The 23,734-nt window shown below is 48.1% G+C and carries 19 protein-coding genes; 13 read left to right on the forward strand and 6 right to left on the reverse strand.

Translation table 11 applies throughout. The features are described 5' to 3' along the window. Positions 1-579 precede the first annotated feature (579 nt). Entirely contained in the window at positions 580-1,740 is a 1,161-nt protein-coding gene (locus JKP77_RS05635) for a GGDEF domain-containing protein (RefSeq protein ID WP_218310231.1), read from the forward strand. 101 nt (positions 1,741-1,841) lie between these two features. On the opposite strand, the gene JKP77_RS05640 is transcribed toward JKP77_RS05635, so the two are convergent. From JKP77_RS05640 to JKP77_RS05655, 4 genes are all read right to left on the reverse strand, one after another. Beyond that, positions 1,842-2,495 (reverse strand): hypothetical protein, encoded by a 654-nt coding sequence (locus JKP77_RS05640; protein ID WP_218310232.1) that lies wholly within the window; start codon positions 2,493-2,495, stop codon positions 1,842-1,844. 307 nt (positions 2,496-2,802) lie between these two features. Then, a complete protein-coding gene (ppx, locus tag JKP77_RS05645) occupies positions 2,803-4,332 on the reverse strand; it encodes an exopolyphosphatase (RefSeq protein ID WP_218310233.1) in 1,530 nt (509 codons plus the stop codon). Positions 4,333-4,438: 106 nt separating this feature from the next. After that, positions 4,439-6,511 (reverse strand): polyphosphate kinase 1, encoded by a 2,073-nt coding sequence (gene ppk1, locus JKP77_RS05650; protein ID WP_218310234.1) that lies wholly within the window; start codon positions 6,509-6,511, stop codon positions 4,439-4,441. A gap of 211 nt (positions 6,512-6,722) precedes the next feature. Then, entirely contained in the window at positions 6,723-7,232 is a 510-nt protein-coding gene (locus JKP77_RS05655; protein ID WP_218310235.1) for a glycine cleavage system transcriptional repressor, read from the reverse strand. 197 nt (positions 7,233-7,429) lie between these two features. Here JKP77_RS05655 and JKP77_RS05660 point away from each other — a divergent pair, with 197 nt between their 5' ends. The 5 genes from JKP77_RS05660 (at position 7,430) to JKP77_RS05680 (ending at position 14,225) form a co-directional block, all read left to right on the forward strand. After that, entirely contained in the window at positions 7,430-9,577 is a 2,148-nt protein-coding gene (locus JKP77_RS05660; protein WP_246601090.1) for an ABC transporter permease subunit, read from the forward strand. Further along, complete coding sequence (gene pstA, locus JKP77_RS05665; RefSeq protein ID WP_218310237.1) at positions 9,570-11,135, forward strand: phosphate ABC transporter permease PstA; 1,566 nt, start codon at positions 9,570-9,572, stop codon at positions 11,133-11,135. The genes JKP77_RS05660 and pstA overlap by 8 nt, the downstream gene beginning before the upstream one ends. Positions 11,136-11,144: 9 nt before the next feature. Further along, the gene (gene pstB, locus JKP77_RS05670; protein WP_218310238.1) at positions 11,145-11,951 is read left to right on the forward strand and encodes a phosphate ABC transporter ATP-binding protein PstB; all 807 of its coding nucleotides are present in this window, start codon (positions 11,145-11,147) and stop codon (positions 11,949-11,951) included. A 21-nt stretch (positions 11,952-11,972) separates the two neighbouring features. Next, positions 11,973-12,689: a phosphate signaling complex protein PhoU gene (phoU, locus tag JKP77_RS05675; protein WP_218310239.1), complete on the forward strand. Its 717-nt coding sequence runs from the start codon at positions 11,973-11,975 to the stop codon at positions 12,687-12,689. A gap of 264 nt (positions 12,690-12,953) precedes the next feature. Beyond that, positions 12,954-14,225: an inorganic phosphate transporter gene (locus JKP77_RS05680; RefSeq protein WP_218310240.1), complete on the forward strand. Its 1,272-nt coding sequence runs from the start codon at positions 12,954-12,956 to the stop codon at positions 14,223-14,225. A 169-nt stretch (positions 14,226-14,394) separates the two neighbouring features. On the opposite strand, the gene JKP77_RS05685 is transcribed toward JKP77_RS05680, so the two are convergent. Then, positions 14,395-15,372: a universal stress protein gene (locus tag JKP77_RS05685; protein ID WP_218310241.1), complete on the reverse strand. Its 978-nt coding sequence runs from the start codon at positions 15,370-15,372 to the stop codon at positions 14,395-14,397. A 250-nt stretch (positions 15,373-15,622) separates the two neighbouring features. Between JKP77_RS05685 and JKP77_RS05690 the strand changes: the two genes are divergently transcribed. The 5 genes from JKP77_RS05690 to JKP77_RS05710 all read left to right on the forward strand — a co-directional run bounded on the left by JKP77_RS05690 (position 15,623) and on the right by JKP77_RS05710 (position 19,860). Next, the gene (locus tag JKP77_RS05690) at positions 15,623-16,531 is read left to right on the forward strand and encodes a hydrogen peroxide-inducible genes activator (protein WP_218310242.1); all 909 of its coding nucleotides are present in this window, start codon (positions 15,623-15,625) and stop codon (positions 16,529-16,531) included. Between the two features lie 133 nt (positions 16,532-16,664). Then, on the forward strand, positions 16,665-17,207 hold the full coding sequence (locus JKP77_RS05695) for an RNA polymerase sigma factor (protein ID WP_218310243.1): 543 nt from the start codon (positions 16,665-16,667) through the stop codon (positions 17,205-17,207). Further along, positions 17,200-17,880 carry a hypothetical protein gene (locus JKP77_RS05700; protein ID WP_218310244.1) on the forward strand — a complete coding sequence of 227 codons (681 nt, stop codon included), beginning with the start codon at positions 17,200-17,202 and terminating at the stop codon, positions 17,878-17,880. Before JKP77_RS05695 ends, JKP77_RS05700 begins: the two co-directional genes overlap by 8 nt. A gap of 15 nt (positions 17,881-17,895) precedes the next feature. After that, on the forward strand, positions 17,896-18,816 hold the full coding sequence (locus JKP77_RS05705; protein WP_218310245.1) for a hypothetical protein: 921 nt from the start codon (positions 17,896-17,898) through the stop codon (positions 18,814-18,816). A gap of 537 nt (positions 18,817-19,353) precedes the next feature. Continuing rightward, the gene (locus JKP77_RS05710) at positions 19,354-19,860 is read left to right on the forward strand and encodes a lasso peptide biosynthesis B2 protein (RefSeq protein WP_218310246.1); all 507 of its coding nucleotides are present in this window, start codon (positions 19,354-19,356) and stop codon (positions 19,858-19,860) included. A 185-nt stretch (positions 19,861-20,045) separates the two neighbouring features. Here the strand turns inward: JKP77_RS05710 and JKP77_RS05715 are convergent, their stop codons facing one another. Continuing rightward, positions 20,046-21,500 (reverse strand): undecaprenyl-phosphate glucose phosphotransferase, encoded by a 1,455-nt coding sequence (locus tag JKP77_RS05715; protein ID WP_218310247.1) that lies wholly within the window; start codon positions 21,498-21,500, stop codon positions 20,046-20,048. A gap of 468 nt (positions 21,501-21,968) precedes the next feature. Here JKP77_RS05715 and JKP77_RS05720 point away from each other — a divergent pair, with 468 nt between their 5' ends. Beyond that, entirely contained in the window at positions 21,969-23,171 is a 1,203-nt protein-coding gene (locus JKP77_RS05720) for an outer membrane beta-barrel protein (RefSeq protein WP_218310248.1), read from the forward strand. After that, positions 23,168-23,713 carry a polysaccharide biosynthesis/export family protein gene (locus tag JKP77_RS05725; protein WP_218310249.1) on the forward strand — a complete coding sequence of 182 codons (546 nt, stop codon included), beginning with the start codon at positions 23,168-23,170 and terminating at the stop codon, positions 23,711-23,713. The genes JKP77_RS05720 and JKP77_RS05725 overlap by 4 nt, the downstream gene beginning before the upstream one ends. Positions 23,714-23,734 lie beyond the last annotated feature (21 nt).

The raw sequence follows: 23,734 nt of genomic DNA on the forward strand, positions 1-23,734 counted from the left end.
TTAATACATCACATACCCGTTTTTTATTTTTCTAATTAAGCAACTGCCTGTTTCTCGCTTCCTTCCCTCAGTTTCAGCTTTTTATACGTTTGGGTTTTTCCAATTTCAGCTGATGCAGCCACACTACACGTATAGGAATTCGCGAATCGAAACAGAAGTTTCACGCGGTGAAAGTACTGGAATCATTACGGATTGGCAGTAAAACAGCGTAACTTTTCTGGTGAAAGAGAATGCTATTTCACATCTCTTCACTCTTCTAACTTCTCTCTTTTTACTACATTTTGACGCTTTTCAATGCAATTTCTCAGATCTTTAAGTCGTACTGCGTTCACATCGAAAGATATTTTACCATTCGGTCAAGTCTCATTAACTATTTTTTCTGTACTGGCAGGGAGTTAGGCAGATTCTGGCTTAAGGCAATTGATCCGACCAGTTGGCTACCTTATAATTCGCGCAAATTTTCAGCCCGGAATGGACGTGGGCAGAGTGTAGTAGCCACGTCGGTATATCGATGTTGCGGCGGGGATCTAGCTGTATGCTGTGTTGACTCCCCGTAAACCGTATATCAGGTAAATCATTTTGGGTATTGAAGAAATCGTTATGTTTCAAGGAGGGCTATTAACCCTCGTTGCGCTAATCGGCATTGCGTTTACTTTTGCGTTGCCTAAGCCAAAACATAAACATAAATCAAAAGCGGCGCATTATGCCCGCCTGTTTCTGGTGTTCACCACACTCGCACAAATCGCGCTGTCACTTCGCCATGTCGGTTATCGCGAGGTGTATATTCTGTGCTACAACCTTTTCCTGCTTTTAAGCGCCTGGCTGGTTTTTATCAGTGTCGCCAAACGTTATGGTCACGCAATAAGAGGGCGCTATCGCTACGCGATTGCAGGTCACCTTCTTGTAGTAGAGTTGCTTACCATGCATTTTTACTGGAATCAGAACAGCGTGGTGATGCGCGATGCGCTCATGTTGTTTAATTGTGCGATCCCGCTGCTGATGACGCTTTCCCGTATCAGACACTACTTAAGCCGGGAGTCGGTAGGCAACTGGGTACTGATGTTCTCGCTGGTGGTGGCGCTATTTATCACCCTGATTGGCGGCCCACTTTATTTGTTTGTCTTTGTCGGCAGTTCTGAACAACAAACGATGGTGGGATTGATTTCTATCATCTCGCTGCAAATGCTGTTTTTACTCGGATTTGCCGTCAGTATTATGTACTCATTGCTGGAACGACTGCGTTTGCGGGTGTTTACCGATGCGCTGACCGGCGCAAAAAACCGCCACTTTTACTATGAAATGGCACCTAAACTCTGTGCATTTGCAGAGCGTCAGCAGCAAAACCTGTCCGTTGTGGTTTGTGATATTGATCACTTCAAGTCGATTAATGATCGCTTTGGTCATTTGGCCGGTGACTACGCGTTAAAGCATTTCGCACGGGTTATTCAGTCGATGTTACGTAAAGAAGACACCCTTATCCGCATGGGTGGTGAAGAGTTCTTAATCCTCTCTGTACAAAGTGATGTTGCTGAAGCCAGCCAGCTGGCAGAGAGGCTTCGCTCTGAAGTGAACGCTTACGAAGTGCGCTTCCAGAGTCACCGCTTCCGTTTGACTGCCTCGTTTGGCGTTGTAGAGATTAAACAGAATAGCGACTTGTTTGATAGTGTAAAAGAGGCAGACGCAGCGTTGTATGAAGCCAAGCATACAGGCAGAAACCAGGTTGTTGCGGTCGGATTCTGATTTACACTATCTGCAAAGGATAGCGAACCTCACAAAAGTAACAGGCGTAATCTATCAGGCAAACGAAGAGACAGTGTCTCTTCGCCCTTACTTTTAATAAGCTATTCGCGACATCTGCGCAACCATATCGCGCAAAGTGCCAGCGTGAGCATTCCAAGCGTAGCCGGTGTGCTCACCGAGGAGTAACGAATAACAGCGCCATCGTCGATAAAATCAAACGTACCGGCAATAAACGGAGTGTTGTTAGCGTCAAAGCTGTAAACAGTAATGCCATTTAATCCGACTACATCTGCAAACGTGTGAGTCGTATTGATGCTTTCAGCGGAAAAGGTTCCCCAAATAAGGCCGTCAGTACGGTCTGCAGCCCAGTTATACAACACGGTATCGCCCAGCGTTGTTTCACCGGGATCATCTCTGAACATCATGACTCCTGCTCCTGTTGCAGAGAATGTTAACGAGCCTGCGGTGCCGGTATTGGCATCGAAACGATCACTGAAAATGCTGTAGATGGCGAACTGATTGTTGAACTCAGCAATAAAGGTGATCATCTCATTTGCGATTTCCCAGCCGGTGTTAGCACTGAACTGGCTATTGCTATACAAATTATTAAATGATGATGCACTGATTTCGTTAATGTTGACAGCATCTACATTGAGTGACGTGCCGTTAACGGTGATTAATGCTGCCTGACTGCTGAAGGCGACACTTGCTGCAAGCGCAATAGCGCCTGCTAAACGCGACAAAACTCGTATCATATTGATAGTTCCTTGTTTGAAAAGTCTTGAGGCGTGTCCTGAACGGAAACCTTATTCAAGAAATGCGCCTGTTGTGCAAAATTTAAGCAATTCAGGGCGTTGAAGGAATCGTGCTGGCGAAGCAGGAGAGACGTGTAAAGTTATTCGACACAGCAATACAACAAAAGCCGGTAAGGGCACGGTGCTGTTTTCCTGCTACGTATTGTGGTGATACTTTGCGCAGACTGCAGACTGCAGACTGCAGACCGCAGAAGCACGGTAACAAAGGCTTACCGCTGGCATCTTCCCAAGCAATATTTACCCGTGTTCAGGCTACTGACAGGGTCAAGTCCAGCGCTTTCCAGTAATCGGATTCGCGCTCTAAATCGGCTGACAGAATAGGCCGCCCATCCAGCCAGTTTTCCGGGAAGGTAAGTGACAAGGCGTGTTTCTGCGCATCAATGTTAAACTCGGGGATGAAATCTTCCTGGCGTTTGATATTCAATAATGCGCCTAACCGTAATAAGGCGATAAGTCGCTTCACCAGATTAACATCGTACTGATAAAACGTCGGAATTTCAGTCACACGGATCTTTTTACGGTGGAAGCGTACAAGTGTCGCCAGCAATTCCTGTTGTTCCTGTGTAAAGCCGGGCATATCAACGTTCGCCAGAATATAGGCTGAATGCCGCTGGACGCCGCGCGAATTAATTTGCAGCCCGACTTCATGGAGCAGCGCAGCCCACCCTAACATGCTGCGACAGTCTTTATGCTTGAGTTTCCAGGCTTTGGCGCAGCGATCCATTAAGGCTAACGTTGTATTCAGCACCAGCGTGGCCTGGGCTGTATCCACATCGTAACGGGTTGCCAGGCTACCTGCCGTCCTGCCCCGGATATCGGCGTGATGTAACTCATCTTCCATCTGATAAAGCACGCCCTCACGCAGTGCCGCCGGGGAGTACTGCAGGTTATCGATTTTAAGCGCTTTGAATATTGCCGTGAGAATAGCCAGACCTGCTGCGATAACCACTTTTCTGTCAGGGCTGAGTACCGGCATAGTGAGTTTATCTATATGGCCGGCGTCGATGAACTGTTTGGTCAGCTGGTTGAGTGCTTTTAGCGTTAAAGGGGTTTCTGCGTTGGCGGTAGACTCAGGCTGGGCCAGTAAACACAAGGTTCTGATCGTGCCTGACGTACCAATACATTGCTGCCAGCCAAGCCGGCGGTACTTGTCTTCTATCAGCTCAAGTTCCTGTTCTGCAGCGATAACCGCTTTTTTGAAGGCTTTTGCCGTAAGTCTACCATCCGCGAAAAAGCGCTGGGTATAAGACACGCACCCCATCTGAAGACTGCGGCAAATCAGTGGTGAGAGACCTTCGCCAACAATAAACTCGGTAGAACCGCCGCCAATATCGACTACCAGTTGTTGTCCGTCGGCGTGGCTGGTATGCGCAACCCCGGAATAGATTAATCTGGCCTCTTCGGTGCCGGAAATGATTTCGATAGGGTAGGGCAAGATCTCTGTTGCGGCGTGAATAAACTCTTTTGCGTTTTTTGCTTTGCGCAACGTGTGCGTGGCGACAATGCGAACGGAATCCGGCTCGAAACCTTTGAGGCTTTCCGCCACAATTCTCAGCGTTTGCAATCCCCGGTCAATGGCTTCCTGAGACAGAATATCCTCGTCATCGAGTCCTTCTGCCAGGCGCACCTTTTGCTTTACGCGGTGCAGGATCTGAACGGAGCCAGCATTGATTCTTGCCACAACCAGATGGAAACTGTTTGACCCCATATCGAGCGCAGCAACCTTGGTGACATCGCGGGGCGAAACTGAGTCAAATGCGGTTTCGTGTTGGTTCATTCAGGGCCTGCTACTCATAGTGTCTGATGACAATGCTGGTTGTCGGCACCGTGGCGGACACAAAAATCCGCCAGACGTCGTGGTGAACCGTCCCAACCGCTAACCGTTAATAGGTTTCTTCTAATTTTTTCAGGTAATCGTAGATTTCGACTTGCGACCGAAGCTTCTTGCGATTCCCTCTGCGAACGTACCGATTAGCCTGATCCTTGTCAATAACCCGTGCTTTTAATGTATCCTGAAATTGCATCTCGAGAATATCCACAATTTGTTGCTGCAGGTTTTTGTCATAAATCGGGCAACCTACCTCAATGCGGTTGTCCATATTCCTCGTCATCCAGTCTGCTGATGAGATGAAAACTTTACGCTCACCACCGCCTTCAAACACCATTGCTCTGGGGTGTTCCAGAAAACGATCTACAATAGACAGAATTTCAATATTCTCACTGATGCCTTTCAAACCTGTCACCAGTGAGCACATGCCACGTACAATGCCACGAATTTTAATACCGGCCTGACTGGCGCGGTATAAATCGTCAATTAACTCTTTGTCGACGAGGTTGTTAATTTTAAAGGTAATGGCTGCTTTATGGCCTTCTTTGAGGTGTTGTATTTCCTGACGAATCAACGACTGAATTTTGGTTCTCGCGTTCAGAGGAGAGATTTGCAGATGCTGAAACTTGTATCGTCGATACGGATACTGAATTAAATCAAACACCGAGACGGCTTCATTTGCCAATTCTTGGTTGCGGGTGAAAAGCGAAAAGTCGGTGTAGATTTTTGCGGTTTTTTCGTTGAAGTTTCCGGTACCAAAATGGGCGTAGTTGATTAGCGAGCCGCGCTCTTCGCGGGTCACCAGGCACAGTTTACTGTGAATTTTCAGCGTCGGTACACCGAGCACCACCCGAATACCCGCATCGGTCATGCGTTTTGACCACTCAATATTGGCTTCTTCGTCGAAGCGCGCCCGTATCTCTACAACTACGGTGACTTTTTTGCCGTTATCCACTGCATCGATGAGTGAATTAATGATGCGCGAATTACTGGCCACCCGATAAATATTAATGCGGATCATTTTTACGCTGGGATCGAAGGCGGCCTGGCGAACAAACTCGGTAAAGTGCAAAAAGCGGTGGTACGGGTAGTGGAGCAAAATGTCATGGGCCGAAATGGCATCAAACACCGTGTTGTAACTGGAGAATTTTTTGGTGTCGATAGCCGGAAGTTTATTGTGTTCAAGATAATCACGACCAACATTCGGGAAGCCGATGAAGTCCTTGAAGTTGCGGTAATGACCCGCTGCGTGCATGGTGTCCAGTGAGGTGATTTTTAGCCGTTTACGCAGGTCATTAACCATGTCTTTGGGCATGGCGGTATCGTAGATCACCCGCACCGGCTCAGCGATGAGGCGCTGTTTCATGCTCTCAGACATTTTCTCAACGTAACTCTCATCAATTTCATCGTTAATGGAGTACTCAGAGTCACGCGTCATCTTGAAAGAGAATGCTTCCAACGTATCGAATTTTACAAATCCACGGAAAATATCCGCCAGACATAACTGAATAATGTCATCAAGCAATACGATTTGTTTTTTCTTGCGACTACCTTCAGGTGGGATCAGGACAAAGCGTGACATTTCGCTGGTCGGCACCTGCACAACTGCGAAACGCGGATTCCGGCCTTCCCGCCGGATAGCAACATACAGATAGACCGATGTACCATTAAGCCGGCTCAGCAGGTCGGTCTTTTTATCAATCAGAATGGGGGCGATATGACGCAGCACCTTATTGACGAAAAGGTTGCGTAACCACGTCCTGTGATAATCGTTAAGCATGTCTTTGCGCAGGATATGAATATTGTAACGCGCCAGGGCTTTCAGTACGTCTTTGTGGATGCTGTCGAACTTTTCAGACAGATGAACCACTTTTTGCTGAATTTGCTCCAGCAAACTAATAAGTGCCTCGGCTTCGGCATCGTTGTCATCATTCTGCGCAATCGTAATCTGGCGTTTTACATCGGCCGCTCTTACACGGAAGAACTCATCCAGGTTGTTTGAGTAGATGCCCAGAAAGCGGATACGCTCAACGGCAGGGTTATTTTTATCTGCAGCTTCCTGAAGTACACGCTCGTTAAATGAAAGCCAGCTAAGCTCTTTGGGGAAGTATAATTCTGTGCTATCCATAGGTTGTGATTTTCACTTGTCAAAAATGCTGAAAGCCTGCCATTTTACCGTGACAATACTGTGACAATTACCTTCGCGACAAGCGTTAGAGCCACAGTAGTTCAATTAACAATATTGCATGGCATACGAAGAACGTGCAGCTGGCAGGCCTGAAGAAAACAGATTAGGCCGCACTTTCCTGCGTACGCCGGTTTTAGGATACGTGCGTTTATTAAGCATCTGCTGCACTGATATCGACGACGAGATCGTTTGCCTGTGCCTCAAGCGCGTCTTTAAGCGCCCCTTCATCAAAATTATCAGGTACTACTATTCTTGCATGTGCTTTGAACATCAGACTCCCCCAATTTGGGGCGCTCTCACACCGTGAATCAAAGCTGAGAATGTTGAGGTTAAACTGATTTAGAATGCTGGTAAGTTCCTGAACAATGCCTGGTTTATCATTGCCCATAATTTCAACATCGAAATAATTACCACTTTGCGCTGAGGCGTCAGTCACTGAGACATACTGTACGGATAAGCCATCCAGAGAATCCAATGCCTCGACGAGCGCTTTGTGAGCATCAGCCGGTACATGGACTTCGACAAAGCCGGTAAACATACCAGCCATGTGCGCGAAACTTGAACCCTGCCAGTTGCCCCCATGTTGATAGACACAGCGGGCGAGCGAGTCGACCAGGCCGGGTTTGTCTTTTCCCATTATCGTAATGACGAGAGGTTGCATACGTCGCTCCTGTTTTATGGCAACAATCCAGGTAATGTTGCCTTATTGATGCTCAGCGAAATTCAGGACAGTTATTGAATAACTTTCACTTGATATACGAATAACTTTCACTTGATATAAAAGTAACACACAATACACTGCTCACCAGAGCAATTTGCACCAATTTGTCTTATGGAACAATGAATTCCCAGAGCGAAATGAAAAACCAGCAGCGCAGCCGCCGGGACAAAGCGGTAAGATATACTGTTACCGGCTTTGGTGCACTGGTACTGGTCACGCTGGTGGTGCTGATTACGCATCTGATTTCTCAGGCTTTACCGTTGGCGCTGGTGCCAGCCATCGAGCGTGAAGCGAATATCCCCCTGCCGGCTGGGTATAAAGTGCTGGCCACGGATGATGCGCTGGAAAGCCAGCCGTTGATCCTGTCGGATGGCCAGTGTCAGTTAAGCTTTTTTCAGGTGGCGGATGGCGAGCTTAACGAGGTTACACAATATACCCGCCCGTGCTCCCATGCCCTGAGCGTGATGGAAAGTGCCGGACAAAATATCATTACCGATATTTCGATACGCGGGCAGGCCCGCCTGATCCCTTCCCGCAGCATCCCACTTCCAGGAGTCAATTTTGAAGCGGTACAGACTGTGGGTAGCCGCACGCTGGAAAATGATCAGGCCATGGTGTCGTTTTCGCTTCCTGTGGCGATGTGGCAGTCGAAGACAAAGTGGCAGTCGTGGCTGTCGGAGAATTGGGCCATCGTCGGCATCGCGGATGGCAAGCAAAAGCTGCTGCGGTGGGTTAACCGTCATCAGCCCACTGAACGCATCGATCAGGTATTTGATGCCAGCGATGAAGTCGTGCCATTGGGTGACGCAATGCAAACTCTGGTGATTAAGCCTGACCGACTTGTGTTCCAGTCACTTCGCAATGGCGAAACTGGAACACAGATAATAGCCTCTCCGATAACCTGGTGGTACGCGTTGCCTAAGCAACGCTCACTGATGCTGGCCGATGCCAATGGTGTTCTGACTCGCTGGACATTGAGAAATCAGCAGGGAAAGCTGGTGTATATGCCTACCTACCAGATTCCTTTACGTGATGCAGAGCGTCCGCTTGATATTGCGGTACATGCCAGCACAAATGCCATGGCGCTACTGACATCTGAGCACCGCCTGTTATTTATAAACCGCGTTAGCGGTGAGGTTGTTAGTGACTACTTACTTCCTCAAGGGGTGACAGATATTAGTTGGTATGGTGACCGTATCTACGCAGTATCAGACACCCAGTTGCTGGCGTGGAAAGTGAATCATATTTCAGGGGTTACCACGTGGAACTCGCTGTTTGCGCCTCAGGTTTATGAAGGGTATCCGGAACCCGGCACTGTCTGGCAAACTACCAGCGCGTCCGATTATCAAGAGGCCAAATACAGTCTCGTGCCGTTGCTGATAGGCAGTGCCAAGGCATCCGTGCTGGCCTTACTTATTGCGCTACCCATGTCGATAGGGGCAGCGATATATACCGGCTATTTCGCTCGCAGTCGCTTGCGACATTTTTTAAAGCCTGCAATAGAAATGTTGGAAGCCGTCCCCAGTGTGCTGATTGGTTTTATTGCTGCAATCTGGCTGGCGCCATTGGCTGAGCAGTTCTTGTTTTCGTTTGCTTTTTTCTTAATTACAGTGCCGGTGATCCTGTTCGTTGTTGCCTTGTTTCAGCGACGCGTAGCACGCCATCTGCCTCGCAAGTGGCGGCATGGCTCTGAGCTCCTTTTCACCTTTGTCGGCATCATTGTCCTTGGCTACATCAGCATGGCGTGGGCACCGACATTTCTTTACGCCTTATTTGATACGCAGGGGATTGCGGGCCTCGCAACAGAATCGGATAGTCCGATTGGCAAAACCACCATCGTTGTTGCGATTGCCCTCGGTGTCGCCATATCACCCAGTATTTATTCTCTGGCAGAAGATGCCATCAGTGGTGTGCCTGACAGTCTTAAGCATGCGTCCTTTGCGCTGGGAGCAACCCGACTTCAAACGCTGGCGCATGTGGTCCTTCATGTTGCTTTGCCGGGTATACTTGCCTCCATTATGCTGGGTTTTGGCCGGGCGTTTGGTGAAACGATGATAGTGCTGATGGTGACCGGAAATACACCGGTGTCGAGCTGGAGTCTGCTGGAAGGTTTGCGGGCACTTACTGCTAACCTCACCATTGAGTTGCCTGAAGCGGATGTGTCCAGTGCCCATTATCAGATACTGTTCTTCACCGCCTGTATCTTGTTTGGTTTCACCTTCGTGGTAAATACGCTTGCTGAATTGTTGCGACAGCGGTTAAGAAGGAACGCGTATTATGACTAGTGTGAACAGGTTGCTCAGCTCGTCGCAACGACAGTCTTTCGTCATCAGCGCGACCGCCTTCCTGGCGAGCCTGTTATTGATTGCGCTGTTAAGTATATTGTTGTTAATTCTGGTGCGGGGCGGGGCTTACTTCTGGCCGACACCGGTTTATGAACTGACGTTTTACGATCAGTTGCAGAATAAACAGAAAACCGTTTATGCACAGCAGCGACAGCGTACCGACTCGTCCGGTGAAAAGGTATGGCAGGTCGATTACTCTGATGAAAACTCTCCCTATGGTGCGAAAACGCTGGTTGAAGCACCGGATGTAATTGCGAAGAAGCTGGCGCCGGAAAGCGCGCAAATTAACCTTACCGATGGCCGCGCTGTACTTGCTGAGCCGGTATACCTGACATCAGCGGAAAGCGCAGACATTCCGGTGTCAGAGTATGCGTCCGTGCAGGAAAAGGTGCATGCCCTGACGGCAAAAATAGAAGACATAAGAGAAACCTGGCTATCTGATATCCATCAGAAACTGGCAGAGCTGGACGTACGCAATGTAGATGCAGATGCTCCGGCGCGGCTGAACCTCAATGCGTCATTTGACAGGTGGCAGTCCGAAATTATTCTTCTGGAGCAACGTCGCGATGCGTTTCAGATGAAAGTGGTGTTTGCCAGTGGGGCGAGCTGGCAGTTGCCTCTGTCTGACATTGACAGCTTTTATTTTGTGAGCAGCCAATCGCTGTGGGAAAAGTGGGCGATGGCTCTGAGCAGCATAGGTACGTTTCTCACGGAGTCGCCTAAGCAGGCAAATACTTCTGGCGGTGTGTTTCCGGCCTTATTTGGCACTGTTTTAATGGTTTTTCTTATGACCATTATCGTCACACCATTTGGCGTACTGGCAGCGGTCTACCTCAGTGAGTATGCTCCTGACAATGGTTTTACTGCGGCGATCCGGGTAAGCGTAAGTAACATGGCCGGGGTGCCTTCTATCGTTTACGGCGTTTTTGGTCTTGGTTTTTTCGTTTATACGCTGGGTGGCAGTCTGGATGACTTGTTTTTTGCTGATCACCTGCCGTCACCGACGATGGGAACGCCAGGCGTGTTCTGGGCAGCACTAACGATGGCGATTCTGACGTTGCCGGTAGTAATTGTAGCCACAGAAGAGGGCTTACGGCGCGTACCCGACGGACTGAAAGCCGGTAGTTATGCGTTGGGCGCAACCAAAGCCGAAACGGTGTTGTACACCATCCTGCCTATCGCATCTCCGGGAATAATGACTGGCGTGATCCTGGCTATAGCCCGCGCTGCCGGCGAGGTAGCGCCATTGATGCTGGTGGGGGCGGTAAAATTTGCGCCTAACCTGCCCATTGATGGTGAGTTTCCGTATCTGCATTTAGACCGTCAGTTTATGCATTTGGGTGTGTTAATCTACGATGGTGCGTTTCATAGTCAGACTGACGCAAAAGGGTCGTCAATGATGTTTGCGGCCTGTCTGCTCCTGCTGGTGGTAGTGTTTGTGCTGAATATTCTGGCCGTCATCCTGCGTACACGGTTACGCAAACGTTACTTGCTTTAACGAGGACCTATGCTGAAGCTGTTTGAACATGAAACTCTGGACGTCGGTAACCTCGCCGATCAGGATACTGCCATTGATGTGCAGGCCCTAAATTTGTGGTTTGGGCAAAAGCAGGTGCTGCATGATATTTCGATGCGTATTCCAAAAAACCGTATCACATCGCTTATCGGGCAGAGTGGGTGTGGTAAGTCCACCCTGATTAGTGCATTTAATCGCTTAAACGATTTGTATTCTGGCTGCCGCTCACAGGGCAGTATTATTATTGATGGCAGAGACATTAACCACGCCAAGGAAAATGTATCCCGTTTACGCACTCAAGTGGGCATGGTGTTCCAACGCCCGAACCCTTTTCCGATGAGCATTTACGACAACGTCAGCTATGGATTGCGGTTACAAGGGATCCGCGTTCGCCGTCAACTGGATGACGCGGTGGAACAGTCATTGCGGGATGCTGCCTTGTGGGAGGAAGTAAAAGATCGTTTATTTGAGCCCGCACACATTCTGTCCGGCGGTCAGCAGCAACGCCTGGTGATTGCCAGAGCGCTGGCGTTAAAGCCGGATATATTATTACTGGATGAACCGACGTCGGCACTGGATCCGCTAACAACGTTATTTATCGAAGAGTTGATGGCTGAATTAAAGAAACGCTGCACCATTGTCATCGTCACCCACAATATGCAGCAAGCCGCGCGAGTATCCGATTACACGGCTTTTTTACATCAGGGACAGTTAATTGAGTACACTGATAGTGACACTTTATTTACCATGCCAGACAAAAAACAAACTGAAGACTATATCACCGGGCGTTACGGCTGACTTTTCTGCTAAGAGGGCGTTATGAGACAGGTTGCGATAAATACTCACATATCCGGCAAGTTCAACATCGAGCTGGAAAACCTTCGTAACTCTGTTCTGACCATGGGTGGCGAGGTCGAACAGCAGCTAATTAACACGTTAAAAGCGATAAAACACAATAATGCTGGCTTGGCAGAAAAGGTCATTCTGAATGATCTGAAAGTGAACTCTATGGAAATTCAGATAGATGAAGAGTGCCTGCGAATTATTGCAAAACGTCATCCTACCGCCAGTGACCTCCGTTTGATTATGACAATCTCTAAAACCATTACCGATATTGAGCGGATGGGGGACGAAATAGAGCGGATCGCGCGGCTGGTGACAAAGAATAAATTGCCGCCTTCTGAAGCCATTATCAGCAGCATGCTGGTAATTGGTGAGCGGGTTGCTGCCATGATGCGTGGCACGTTCGATGCGTTCGCTCGTCAGAATGAGGCAGAAGCGCTGGAAATGTATGATAAAGATAATTTAATCGACAGTGAGTATAAAAAACTGCTTAAGTTCACTACGTCAGAGATGGAGAGAACTAAGGAAGATATGCAGGACTGGCTGGAGGTACTGTGGGCATTACGTTCTTTGGAACGTATAGGCGATCGTTGCAAAAATGTCTGTGAATACGTGGTATATCTCACACATGGCAAAGATATGAGACACACACCGCTTGAGTCTATGCAGCAGAAACTGGAACAGTTGTCATAAAACTGAAACAATTGCGGTTAAATTCAGCGTTCTGTCGAGAGATTGCTAAAGTTTATATAATTTCGTCTATTTTCCTCTATGGCAGGCGCATCGATTACGTTATTATGCGCCGCAATTGAGATGATATTCGCACAAAAACTATACATGCAAATGCAAAGTAGTATTGTCAGCTGTGATCGAAGAATCGGTCGCTGTTACTTTAATTCCCTGCCGGGAAACGTTGACGTCTGTTTTGTGACGCGATTAATTCAGGAGCGATAATTCGTGGATTTTTTTGAAAGTTATGGCCTGATTCTGATCATCCTTGCTGGTGTTGTCGGATTTGTTATGGCCTGGGGTATCGGGGCAAATGACGTAGCTAACGCCATGGGCACCTCAGTGGGCTCTAAGGCTCTGACAATCAAGCAGGCGATTCTTATCGCAATGGTCTTTGAGTTCGCTGGCGCGTACCTGGCAGGTGGTGAGGTAACCTCAACCATCCGCAAAGGGATCATTGACGCGTCTTACTTCACAGATATACCTGAGTACCTTGTGCTGGGAATGATATCGTCGCTGCTGGCGGCGGGTATCTGGCTGGCACTGGCGTCCTGGCTTGGCTGGCCGGTCTCAACTACGCATTCTATTATCGGTGCCATTGTTGGTTTTACGGCCGTCGGTGTCAGTTTCGATGCGGTATCGTGGGGTAAAGTCGGCGGCATTGTCGGCAGTTGGATAGTGACTCCTGCCATATCAGGTATCATTGCGTATCTCATTTTTATGAGCGCGCACAAGCTAATCTTCAGCACTGACAAGCCATTTGCCAATGCCAAGCGTTACGTTCCTTTCTATATGGCAATGGCCGGCTTCGTGATGTCGCTGGTTACCATAAAGAAAGGCCTTAAGCATGTTGGCCTTGAGCTCAGTGAACTCAACGGCTATTTGCTTGCTATTGGTATTTCCATAGCCCTTGGTTTTCTCGGCAAGTTACTGATTGGTAAAATGAACTTTAACAGTAACGATAACGCAGACATACAAACCGCGAATGTTGAAAAAGTGTTCGCGTTGCTGATGGTAGTTACGGCATGTTGTATGGCGTTTGCGCACGGTTCTAATGATGTGGCTAATGCCATTGGCCCGCTTGCAGCGGTGGTTAGCGTCGTCTCTTCGGGTGGCCAGATTTCCACGAGTTCAGAACTTGCTCCCTGGATCCTGCCTTTAGGCGGCCTGGGTATTGTGGCAGGTCTGGCGTTATTCGGTCACCGTGTTATTAAAACCATAGGGCAGGGGATTACGCACCTTACGCCAAGTCGTGGATTTGCAGCTGAATTAGCCGCTGCCTGTACTGTGGTTATTGCATCCGGAACGGGCCTGCCAATCTCAACCACGCAAACGCTGGTTGGTGCGGTCTTAGGTGTTGGTCTGGCTCGAGGTGTGTCGGCTCTGAACCTTGGTATTGTGCGCAATATCGTGGTGTCGTGGGTGATTACTTTACCTGCTGGCGCGTTTCTTTCGATAATTTTCTTCTTTATGCTGAAAGGGCTATTCGGTGTAGTCTAAGATAAGCACACGATGAAAAAAGCCGGGCTCCTGCCCGGCTTTTTTGTTTCTGTTGTTGGCGACGAATACGCTTTTTCAGCCGCACTACGGTATCGCCATAGCCATCTCCGCCAATAGATCTGCTATGCCGTGATAGCGCCGACACGGCTGCCAGCGTTGAAGCATAGCGTCAGTCGACTTTAATCGGCGTCACGAAGCCCTCTGGTTTAATGCCTACGATGGCACAATCCAGTTGATGGATGGTCTCCTCCGCGGTTCCGCCCATGATAAAGCCAGGCACACCAAGCCTCGCTACCGTACCCATCACCACGACATCTGCACTCAATGATGTTGCTGTTGCAGCAATTTCCCGGCGAGGATAGCCATGAACCAGGTGGCGCTCTGGCTTGAGGTAATCCAGCACACCACTTTCGCGTTCTGCTTCCAGTTCAGCAAGCAGGCGATCCAACTCGAGATCTCGCTCTTTGTGGATAGCTGAGAGATCCGTTTGCATTGCATCTTCATCAACGCTGATAAATTCTCCGCGTAGGATATGCTCGGGCACAGAATCAAACACATGAACAATATGAAGCTGTGAAAACTCAAGCAAGGCAATTTCTGCTGCATGGCGCAGGATGTCCAGATTCAGCTGACGACGAACGGAAATTTCGTGTTCTGGATAGTGGTAATTTAAGTCTAGCGCTGCCACGACATTGCTGTACTGGCGGGAATTGCCACGATGAATAATCCAAACCGGGCACGGGCATTTGCGCAATAAATGCAAATCATCGCTACCGAACAGCTTGTCCATAATAGTGGTTTCGGAGAGCTTAATTACTAAATCGTGTTCGTCGTTAACCACTTTTTTCATCGCTTCCATGAACGGATGTCCGAAGCGGGCGACACACTTCACAGGATACTTCTCCTGCCAGGATTTACTTTGTTCCTCTAACCAGGATTCGGCGGCCGAATTCATCGACTGTTCTGCATCAATCATGGAGAATGATTCCATAATGATATTTGCGTTGGGTGGTAACGACTCCAGCGCCAGCAAAATTGTCAGTTCAGCCTGATGGCTCTTGGCAACATGAATTGCCTGAGCAACCACCTCATCCTGCTTGTGAGTGTCGTAGAGTACACAAAGAATATTGCGGTAGTGACCTTTCATTCCATAGATACCTGTATATGGTTAACCGATTAATGATAATCAATAAGTAGACTTTTTGTCACCCTAAGCCTGCATGCAGACACAAGTCAACCATCGACTAGGATAAGACCAGTTAAACTGATAAGCGTTTCAAAATCATGACGCGACTGTATTTACTTTCTCAGCAACAACTATCCAAGGAAGCTGCTTGATACACTGTTAATCATTATGATAGATTGAAATTGTTATTTTTAATCTATTAGGTTGTGATATGAAGTGGCCCAATCTTAAACACCTTCACTATCTGGTAACGCTACATCAGGAGCAACATTTCCATCGTGCTGCACAGCGATGCAATGTCAGCCAGTCAACGCTAAGCACCGCAATTCAGAATCTGGAGGAGCATTTCGGTAGTCAATTGCTTGAACGGGAGCATAAAACCTTTGTATTTACCTCGCTCGGGCTGGATGTGGTAGAGCGAAGTAAGATCCTGCTTCAGGAAGCGGGAGAGCTGGTGGAGTTTGCGCAAAACGCGGGAAACTGGCAGCGTGGCAAGCTAAAATTGGGTGTCATTCCCACCATCGCGCCATTTTTGTTCGAAGGTATGATAGGCGCTTTTAACGCCTTTTTGCCGGATATTGCACTGGAGCTTCAGGAAGATACCACTGAGCACCTGCTTCAGCAGTTAACCGATGGCAAACTGGATCTGTTGATCCTGGCGTTGCCCATGGAAACACCGGGCTGCAAACAAATGGTGCTGGGGCACGACCCCTTCCATCTGGTTGCACATAACGATCTTGCCAGCAAGTTACCCGATCCGCTGGATATCGCATCCCTGCCGAAAAAAAGTATTTTCTTGTTGCAGCAGGAGCATTGCATGACAGGTCATGCAGTAAGTGCCTGTAATCTGCAGCACAGTGATCAGGTAAGTAGTCTTGCCGCCAGCAGTCTCTACACACTGGTGCAACTGGCGAACAGTAAACTGGGTTACACCTTTTTACCTGAACTCGCGCTCAATCAGAAAATTCTGGAACACACTGAACTCAATGCTTTTGCTGCCGAAAAACAGGCCTACAGGGAGATTGGACTGGTCTGGCGTTCGGGCACAACGCGGATGCAACTATTCCGAAGAATCGGCGAAGTATTATCTCCACTGTTACCCATTCCTACCCTGAAATAAAAAAGTAGAAAATTTCCAAACTTTTTTAATCCGGCTCCCGACTATATAGTCAAAGCACCCCCGACATGAATGTTTCGTAGCAGGCAATGTCGGGAAGCGTGCAAAAAATGATAATAATCAGCGGGGACGCACAGTGTTTGAAAAGCGCGATGAACAACTTATCAGCCAGGCATTAAAGGGAAACCGCCGTGCCTGGCTCGCGCTGATAAAACGATACGAAAGTCAGATATACCACTATGGTATCCGGATGACGGGCAACACTCATGATGCTGCGGATTTAATGCAGGATATTTTTGTCTCTGTTTACCGCAGTCTGGGGAATTACCGTGGCGAAGGCAGCTTTAAAGGCTGGTTGTTTCGTGTAGCACACTTTCGATGTATTGAGTTTTATCGGCGAAAACGACCTGAACAGGGTCTTGATGATACGCCCGAACCCGAGTGTGATCAGCATTGCCCGGAAAGCGGATATTTCCGTGACCGCGCCAGTGAGAATCTTATGCAGGCAATGCAACGTCTACCCCTGGCGCAAAAAGCGGTAGTCGAACTCAAATTCTTTGGGCAGTTTACGTTTGATGAGATAGCAGAGCAGCTTGGCTTATCAGCCAATACGGTGAAGTCGCGACTTTATAGTGCGCTGTCAAAACTGAAGCTCGAGCTGGAGGTAGAAAATGCATAACCCAAATCATGAACACCTGTTGGCCAAGTGGCTGGAAAACTCGCTTTCAGAGAGTGAACGTCAGGAGTTTGAATCACTTTGTGTCCACGACGAGGCATTTGCTCAACGTGTAGAAAGCGCCAACACGATGACGATGATGGCCGAACAGTTTGAAGAGGTGCCGGTGCCAGCGTGGGACCGGGAAAGTACCTTTATTACACCCGAGCGTTCACGCTGGTGGCAATGGCAGGGCCTGCCAATGGCATCAATGGCTATGTCAGCGCTGGCGATGGTTATGGTTGTCAGTGGCTTCAGAGTGGATGTTGCCGACGGTCGACTGTCGATGGGCTTCAGCGATGCGCCTGACCAACAGGAAATTGCCGCGATGATGGACAGGAAAATCACCGACTATCAACAATCAAACCAGGCACTGTTTACTCAGTACGTTGACGCGCTCAGCACTCAGCAGCAGAAAAACAGTGCTGAACTTACCCAGTATTTGCTCAGTTCAAGCCGACAGGAGCGGCGGGAGGATTTTGCCGAGCTGGTGAAGTTTATCAACGAACAGCGTAGTGACGACCAACGTTTCTATGCCCGGCAAATTAACAACCTACAACAGGAAATCAGTGCGCTGGAAGCTGGGTACAGCTCAGTGCCGCCACTGGTTACCCCTAACCTAACAGATGATGAATAAAGGCAGGACATTATTATGAAGACCCTTTTAGCCGCCACCGTGATTAGCACCCTTTTGACTTCAGTCCCTGTCGATGCAGCGACTGAAAAGATGAAAACCTTAAATAAAGAGCTCGAAATTATGTCGGGAGTCATTGATACGGCATTAAAACAGAGCTCGCCGCGAAAAGGGTTGCGGTATCGTAGCCTCGACAGTACCTACCTGGCCGGGCAGGGCGTTGTGTTCTCAGTCAGTGTGCGCAATTCGACCTCAGGTTTCAGCCTCAGCAATATTTTCGGTCACGTTCCTGAAGCACCCATGCCTCCGGTCACCATTATTGATGGCGACAGTCAGTTTGAAATCGAGTTTGAAGAAGAGTGGGAAGTGGTTGCAGAAGAAATGGAGGAGGCCGGTCAGCGCCTGGCTGAAATTTTTCACGAATCGAATGATCAGATCCGCGAGATGCGAAGTCGCGAACGCGAGCTCGAATGGGAGCGTCGCGAGCTGGAACGACGCACCCGTGATCTTGAGTTCGAGCTTCGACAGGCAGGTAAAGAGCGCGGCGATTCGATCAAAGATGAACTTAAAGAGGTGTCGAAAGAGTTAGCACAACTGGACAGCCAGGAAAAAGAACTGGAAAAATACGCGTCGAAAATGGAGGAGGAGCAGCAGGCCAGACTTGAAGCACAACGGGAAGCGCAGGAAAAAGCCTACAAGCAATTTCTGGCAAACTTTGAAGGCAGTATAGGAGATACGCTGTGTCGCTTTGGTTCGGGCTTGCGTGGACTGCCTGATAACGAACATATCAGCTTTGTACTGGAGCAGTTTATGCGCGATGACAACGGTGATATGGAAGACAGAATATATGTGTTCAGTAAAGAAAAAGTGAAGTCCTGTGTGCAGGAAAAAATCAATGCCTCAGCATTGTTGTCTTCTGCCCGCGTATACAATTTCTGATAGTATATCGCGCGTCGGGGTTCTGCCCGTCGCGCGTTTTTAACCTTTCCCCGCCCCCCCAAATATACAACGTCGTTGTAATATTTTTTGTTCCCATAGCTGTCATGCCAGATTGCACGCAAGCGGGAGAGTTGTCAGTCGATATTAGTATAAAATATGAACAAATATACCTAAATTGAATAGTAAGGTTGATACACTCCGAAATGCTGAAAAAACAGACAATGGAAAAAGGTTTGTATTTACACCTTTCCAAGATTTTTCAGACCGATAGCAGAGAAAAGAATGCAACGGAGCTCATCTGACTTTGATGAGAAGTGTGAAATCGCTCTCTGCTCCTTAATCTATGCGATACGTGACGACAATAAGATAAAGGTGTGCTCTGACAGAGTAATGGCTCGAAACATGCTGTTATGCACGATACACCAGCTATGCCGGCATGGCGTCAGAGGCATAGCATAATCTTATTGACATCAGATTCTGCTGCACAGGGACAATGCGGTGAATATCACGGCTTGCTGCGTGAAAAGATGTTAGAGTATGTTATTGAATTTAGTTACTTACTGGTTTTTTGGAGCGAATTGGTCATTGGGTAATTCATATCGGTCGCAGCCTGCAGGCCAGAAGCTGGCGTGGTTTCTACGCGCCTGGTTTAGCCTTGCCAAGTGGCATGTCACTATTAAGCTTCGGGGCTATGAGGCCTGGCGGGACGATGTAGTCTCGCCGGCTAAAGACCTGGTTGTCTCCAATGACACTCCAGTCGATCCTAACGCTGTCTGCCACGTTGTGCATAAAGCTGCGGATAATCACCTGTTCATATTAAATTGTCTGCGTCGGTGTGTGGTCGCTCGTGAGATCTTAAGAAAAGAAGGCGTACTGGCAGTTTTGCATTTCGGAGTTCGAAGCCGGATGGGGCAGGAGTCAGTACATTGCTGGCTGACGGTCAATGACCAGATTATTGGTGACAGCGAAGAACATGTGGAGAAATATCAGGAGCTGGACCTGAGCCGCCGTAAAGGGATCGACTGGCTGGCATTTCTTTTATAAGGTCTGAAAGCGCAGGTAATAGCTGCAGATTTTTTAAATTCTGCAGCAAAGGTTATCAATCAATATTCTTAATAAAAACGAAATTGTTATCATAATGTTAAATTTAAAAAGGCGCCTGTTTAATGGCGCCTTTTTACTACATATTGCAATGTGTTAATCCGTTATTAAATTAAACTGGCAAAAAGTTAGTACGCATTTTTTCCGGAAAATCCGCCAACAACAGTCATTAATATAATTTTTAAATCAAACCAGACAGACCACCGGTGCATGTAATCGAGGTCATACTCAACCCGTTGTACCATTTTGTTCACGGTTTCCGTTTCACCGCGCAGACCATTAACCTGCGCCCAGCCGGTAATTCCAGGGCGGATCTTGTGTCTCAACATGTAGCCAGTGATGAGTTGTCTGTATTCCTCATTGTGCGCTACTGCATGTGGACGCGGACCAACAATCGACATTCTTCCCTGTAAAACATTAATAAACTGAGGTAGTTCATCCAGCGACGTACGACGCAGAAATGCTCCCAGTTTGGTGATACGGGGATCGTTTTTCGTCGCTTGTTTCACTACGTTGCCATTGTCCTGTGTCGACATAGAGCGGAACTTATATACCTTGATTTCCTTTCCATCCAGGCCATAGCGTTTCTGTTTGAAGATAGCGGGGCCCGGCGATGTCATGCGTACCGCGATGCCTATACACAACATAGGAATAGCGAGAATACACAGGATGATCGAGCTGACCACAATGTCTTCAATCCGCTTCAGCACATCGTTTGCACCCTGAAAAGGTGTGTCATAAACACTAAGTGCCTGCACGCTCCCAACGGTCTGCCAGCGTGAGTTAAGCAGTGTATACATGAAGAAGTTCGGAATAATGTACACGTTCGCTGTAGTATCACTACACTTTTCCAGAATACTTTTTATCCGGCTTTCAGCTGCTGTTGGCAGCGCGATATAGATGTAATCAACCTTATGACGCTTGGCGAGATCAATTGCTTCGTCAATGCTGCCTTTTACCTGCTGCTGGAATTCATGCGGCAGCCGGTCTTCCGGACGATCATCATAAATGCCATCGAAACGGATCCCAAGATGATCGTTATTCATCATCTGTAATGCCATGTTGTAGCCAACTTGCGTCGCACCAACGATAATGGCTGAACGTGTGTTCATGCCATTCTTACGCACCTTAAACAGTACCTGCCGCATAGCCATTCGCCAGCTAAGCAGAAAAATGAAAGACGTCCCAAACCACACCAGCACCATGGCTGGCGACAGTGTCAGACTGTGTGCAAAGAAATACCCCACTGTAAGTGTGACAACACAGCTTATCAGCCAGGTTATCGCCGAACAGCGAAGTAACGCTGTCGTATGATTGCTACGCCAGGAACGGTAAAGATCCATGGCTTCAGCGCTGAGCTGGAAACATACCACATGAGTAAACAGGAGTATCAATCCTGACGTGGTGATTTCAACATCGTAATAGAAAGCCGCGATGTAGAAACACAGGGTAATAAAAGAAAGATCTATCAGGCGATAAATGGTCGAAAAACTACTTTGATAATAACCAGTTACATTGCTCGCCTCATCTGAGGGAGAAGGGTTGCTGGATAACGCCTGACTCTGCAATAAATTGAATTTCATGTTTCATTCGCTCCGAGTGGTAAACCAGAAGTCCATTTGGTTTGATGATATTTCACATGAAAAGAAAAAATGGAACTGCTGCACACAAAGAACACAGCAACAAATATTCCAGTTTTACAGGAGGCCCTGAAAAAAGATTCCGACTACAGGTTTATTCGCATCTTTTTGGAATGCGGCAGGCAGAAAACGTAATGCAATAAGAGCTATTTATATTTCTATGACAAGATATTACTGGCGGCGTCAAATATATACTTTCAATCATTATCGTGTGTGAGTTTGAAAAGATCAGTTTTTACCAAAGACGCGGCGGCGATATCTCTGGCATATAAATAGCATGAATAAATTACAAAGGTAGCGAAATTACCCTGAGATACATTCTTTTTCGCATAACACCTCCCTTTATAAAGCGACGACACTCAATAATCTGTACAGAGTATCTGTACATTTTACCATCATCATGGAGATATTATGTTTGTGAGGATTTCCGGAGTAACGGCTCTCTTTCTGATTGGCACAGGCCCGGTGCTGGCGCAGCAGGCAGGCCGCATCGAAATGGATGGCTACGACCTTATTCCCGAATTTTCTACAGAAATGCTGTATATCGACAACGTGACGTACGCTGCCGACGATAATCCCCGCATAAGCAGTTGGGTGAATGTGATTTCCCCGCAAATCACTGCGGTGACAAAGTTTAGTAATAATAGTATTGAAGCGGGTTACCAGCTTCGTCACGGTGAATACTTTTCAAGTAGTGCTGACAATTATACCGATCATATTGCACATGTTACCGGCAAGTTTGAAATGAACAGCCGGCACCGCTTCACGACGAAGGCCCGGTACGAAGATGGGCATGACGAGCGTGGACGGCGCTACTCTAACGGCTTTGGTAGCGAACTCGACTCGGTGGATACTTATAAAAACCCCGAAGTTACGGGAACCTATTCGTTCGGGTCAGAGACATCGCCGGGCCGTATTGATTTACATGCCGGATACGAGGAAATCAATTATGACAACGGGGCGTTGGCGTATCAAATTCGCGACAGAAGTTATAAAAAAGTAGGGGGGCAATTCCTCTACCGTGTAGCAGGTAGTACACATTTGGTGCTAGATGCTACGCACCAACAGATTGATTACGATGTGGCGGCGAACCCGGAAAACCCGTTAGATAGCGACGAGACCCGTGTGCTCGCAGGTGTATCATGGGAGTCATCAGCGTCGACAACCGGTTTTGCCAAGGTCGGTTATAAAGAGAAGTCCTTTGAGGCACCCACCCGTGATACCTTCACTGGCGTTGATTGGGAAGTCGGCATGAAGTGGCTACCGCGCAGTTACTCACAATTTGAATTATCTACCAGCGCCGATACACGGGAAACGAACGGGGAAGGCGATTACATTCGCGGACAGGATTACAGGCTTAGTTGGAAGCATGCCTGGCTGAATCGCTTTTCGACCACCATGAAGCTGATCTACGAGCAGGAAGATTATGAAGGGGCACAACTTGTCGATCCCAGAGAGGATGATACGACAAGGGCCTTGCTTTCTGCCGACTATCAGTTTCGTCGCTGGCTGCAGCTGGGGGTTTACTATCAGTTCAGCGAGCGTGACAGCAACCGCGATAGAGTTACCTACGATCGCAATGTTATGGGGCTGACCGCGAGGGTCACATTATGAAAATTCGACTACTGACACTACTTTTCACCGTGCTAATGCTTGTCGCGCAGAGTGCTGCAGCGCAACAGGGAAATAGCAGCATGCGCAGTTATCAGCTGGGCGTGGGAGATAAAATCTACATCAATGTCTTTGGCGAAGATGATCTGTCGCTGGAAACCCGTCTGCCGGATATAGGCATTATTAATTACCCGTTTCTGGGCGAAATTAAGCTGGTGGGAATGACACTTTCAGAAGTGGAAAAGCTGATTTACGAAGGGCTAAAGGGCGACTATCTGATCAATCCTTCGGTAGCGGTAACGGTTGTTGAGTATCGACCGTTCTTTATTGATGGTGAGGTAAAGCAACCCGGAGGTTACCCCTACCAACCTGGCTTGTCGGTTAATAAGGCAGTGGCGTTGGCTGGAGGATATACCGAGCGGGCATCGCGTAGCGATATTCAGGTGGTCAGAGAGCAAAATGGCAAGCCTGTTTCCATGGAGGTTGAAGTCGGTGCTCTGATCCAGCCCGGAGATGTTATTACCATTCCACAACGTTTTTTCTGATTTAATCGCAGTGCTACAGAT

The organism is Alteromonas antoniana (assembly GCF_019249295.1).
In the GTDB taxonomy this organism is placed as follows: domain Bacteria; phylum Pseudomonadota; class Gammaproteobacteria; order Enterobacterales; family Alteromonadaceae; genus Alteromonas; species Alteromonas antoniana.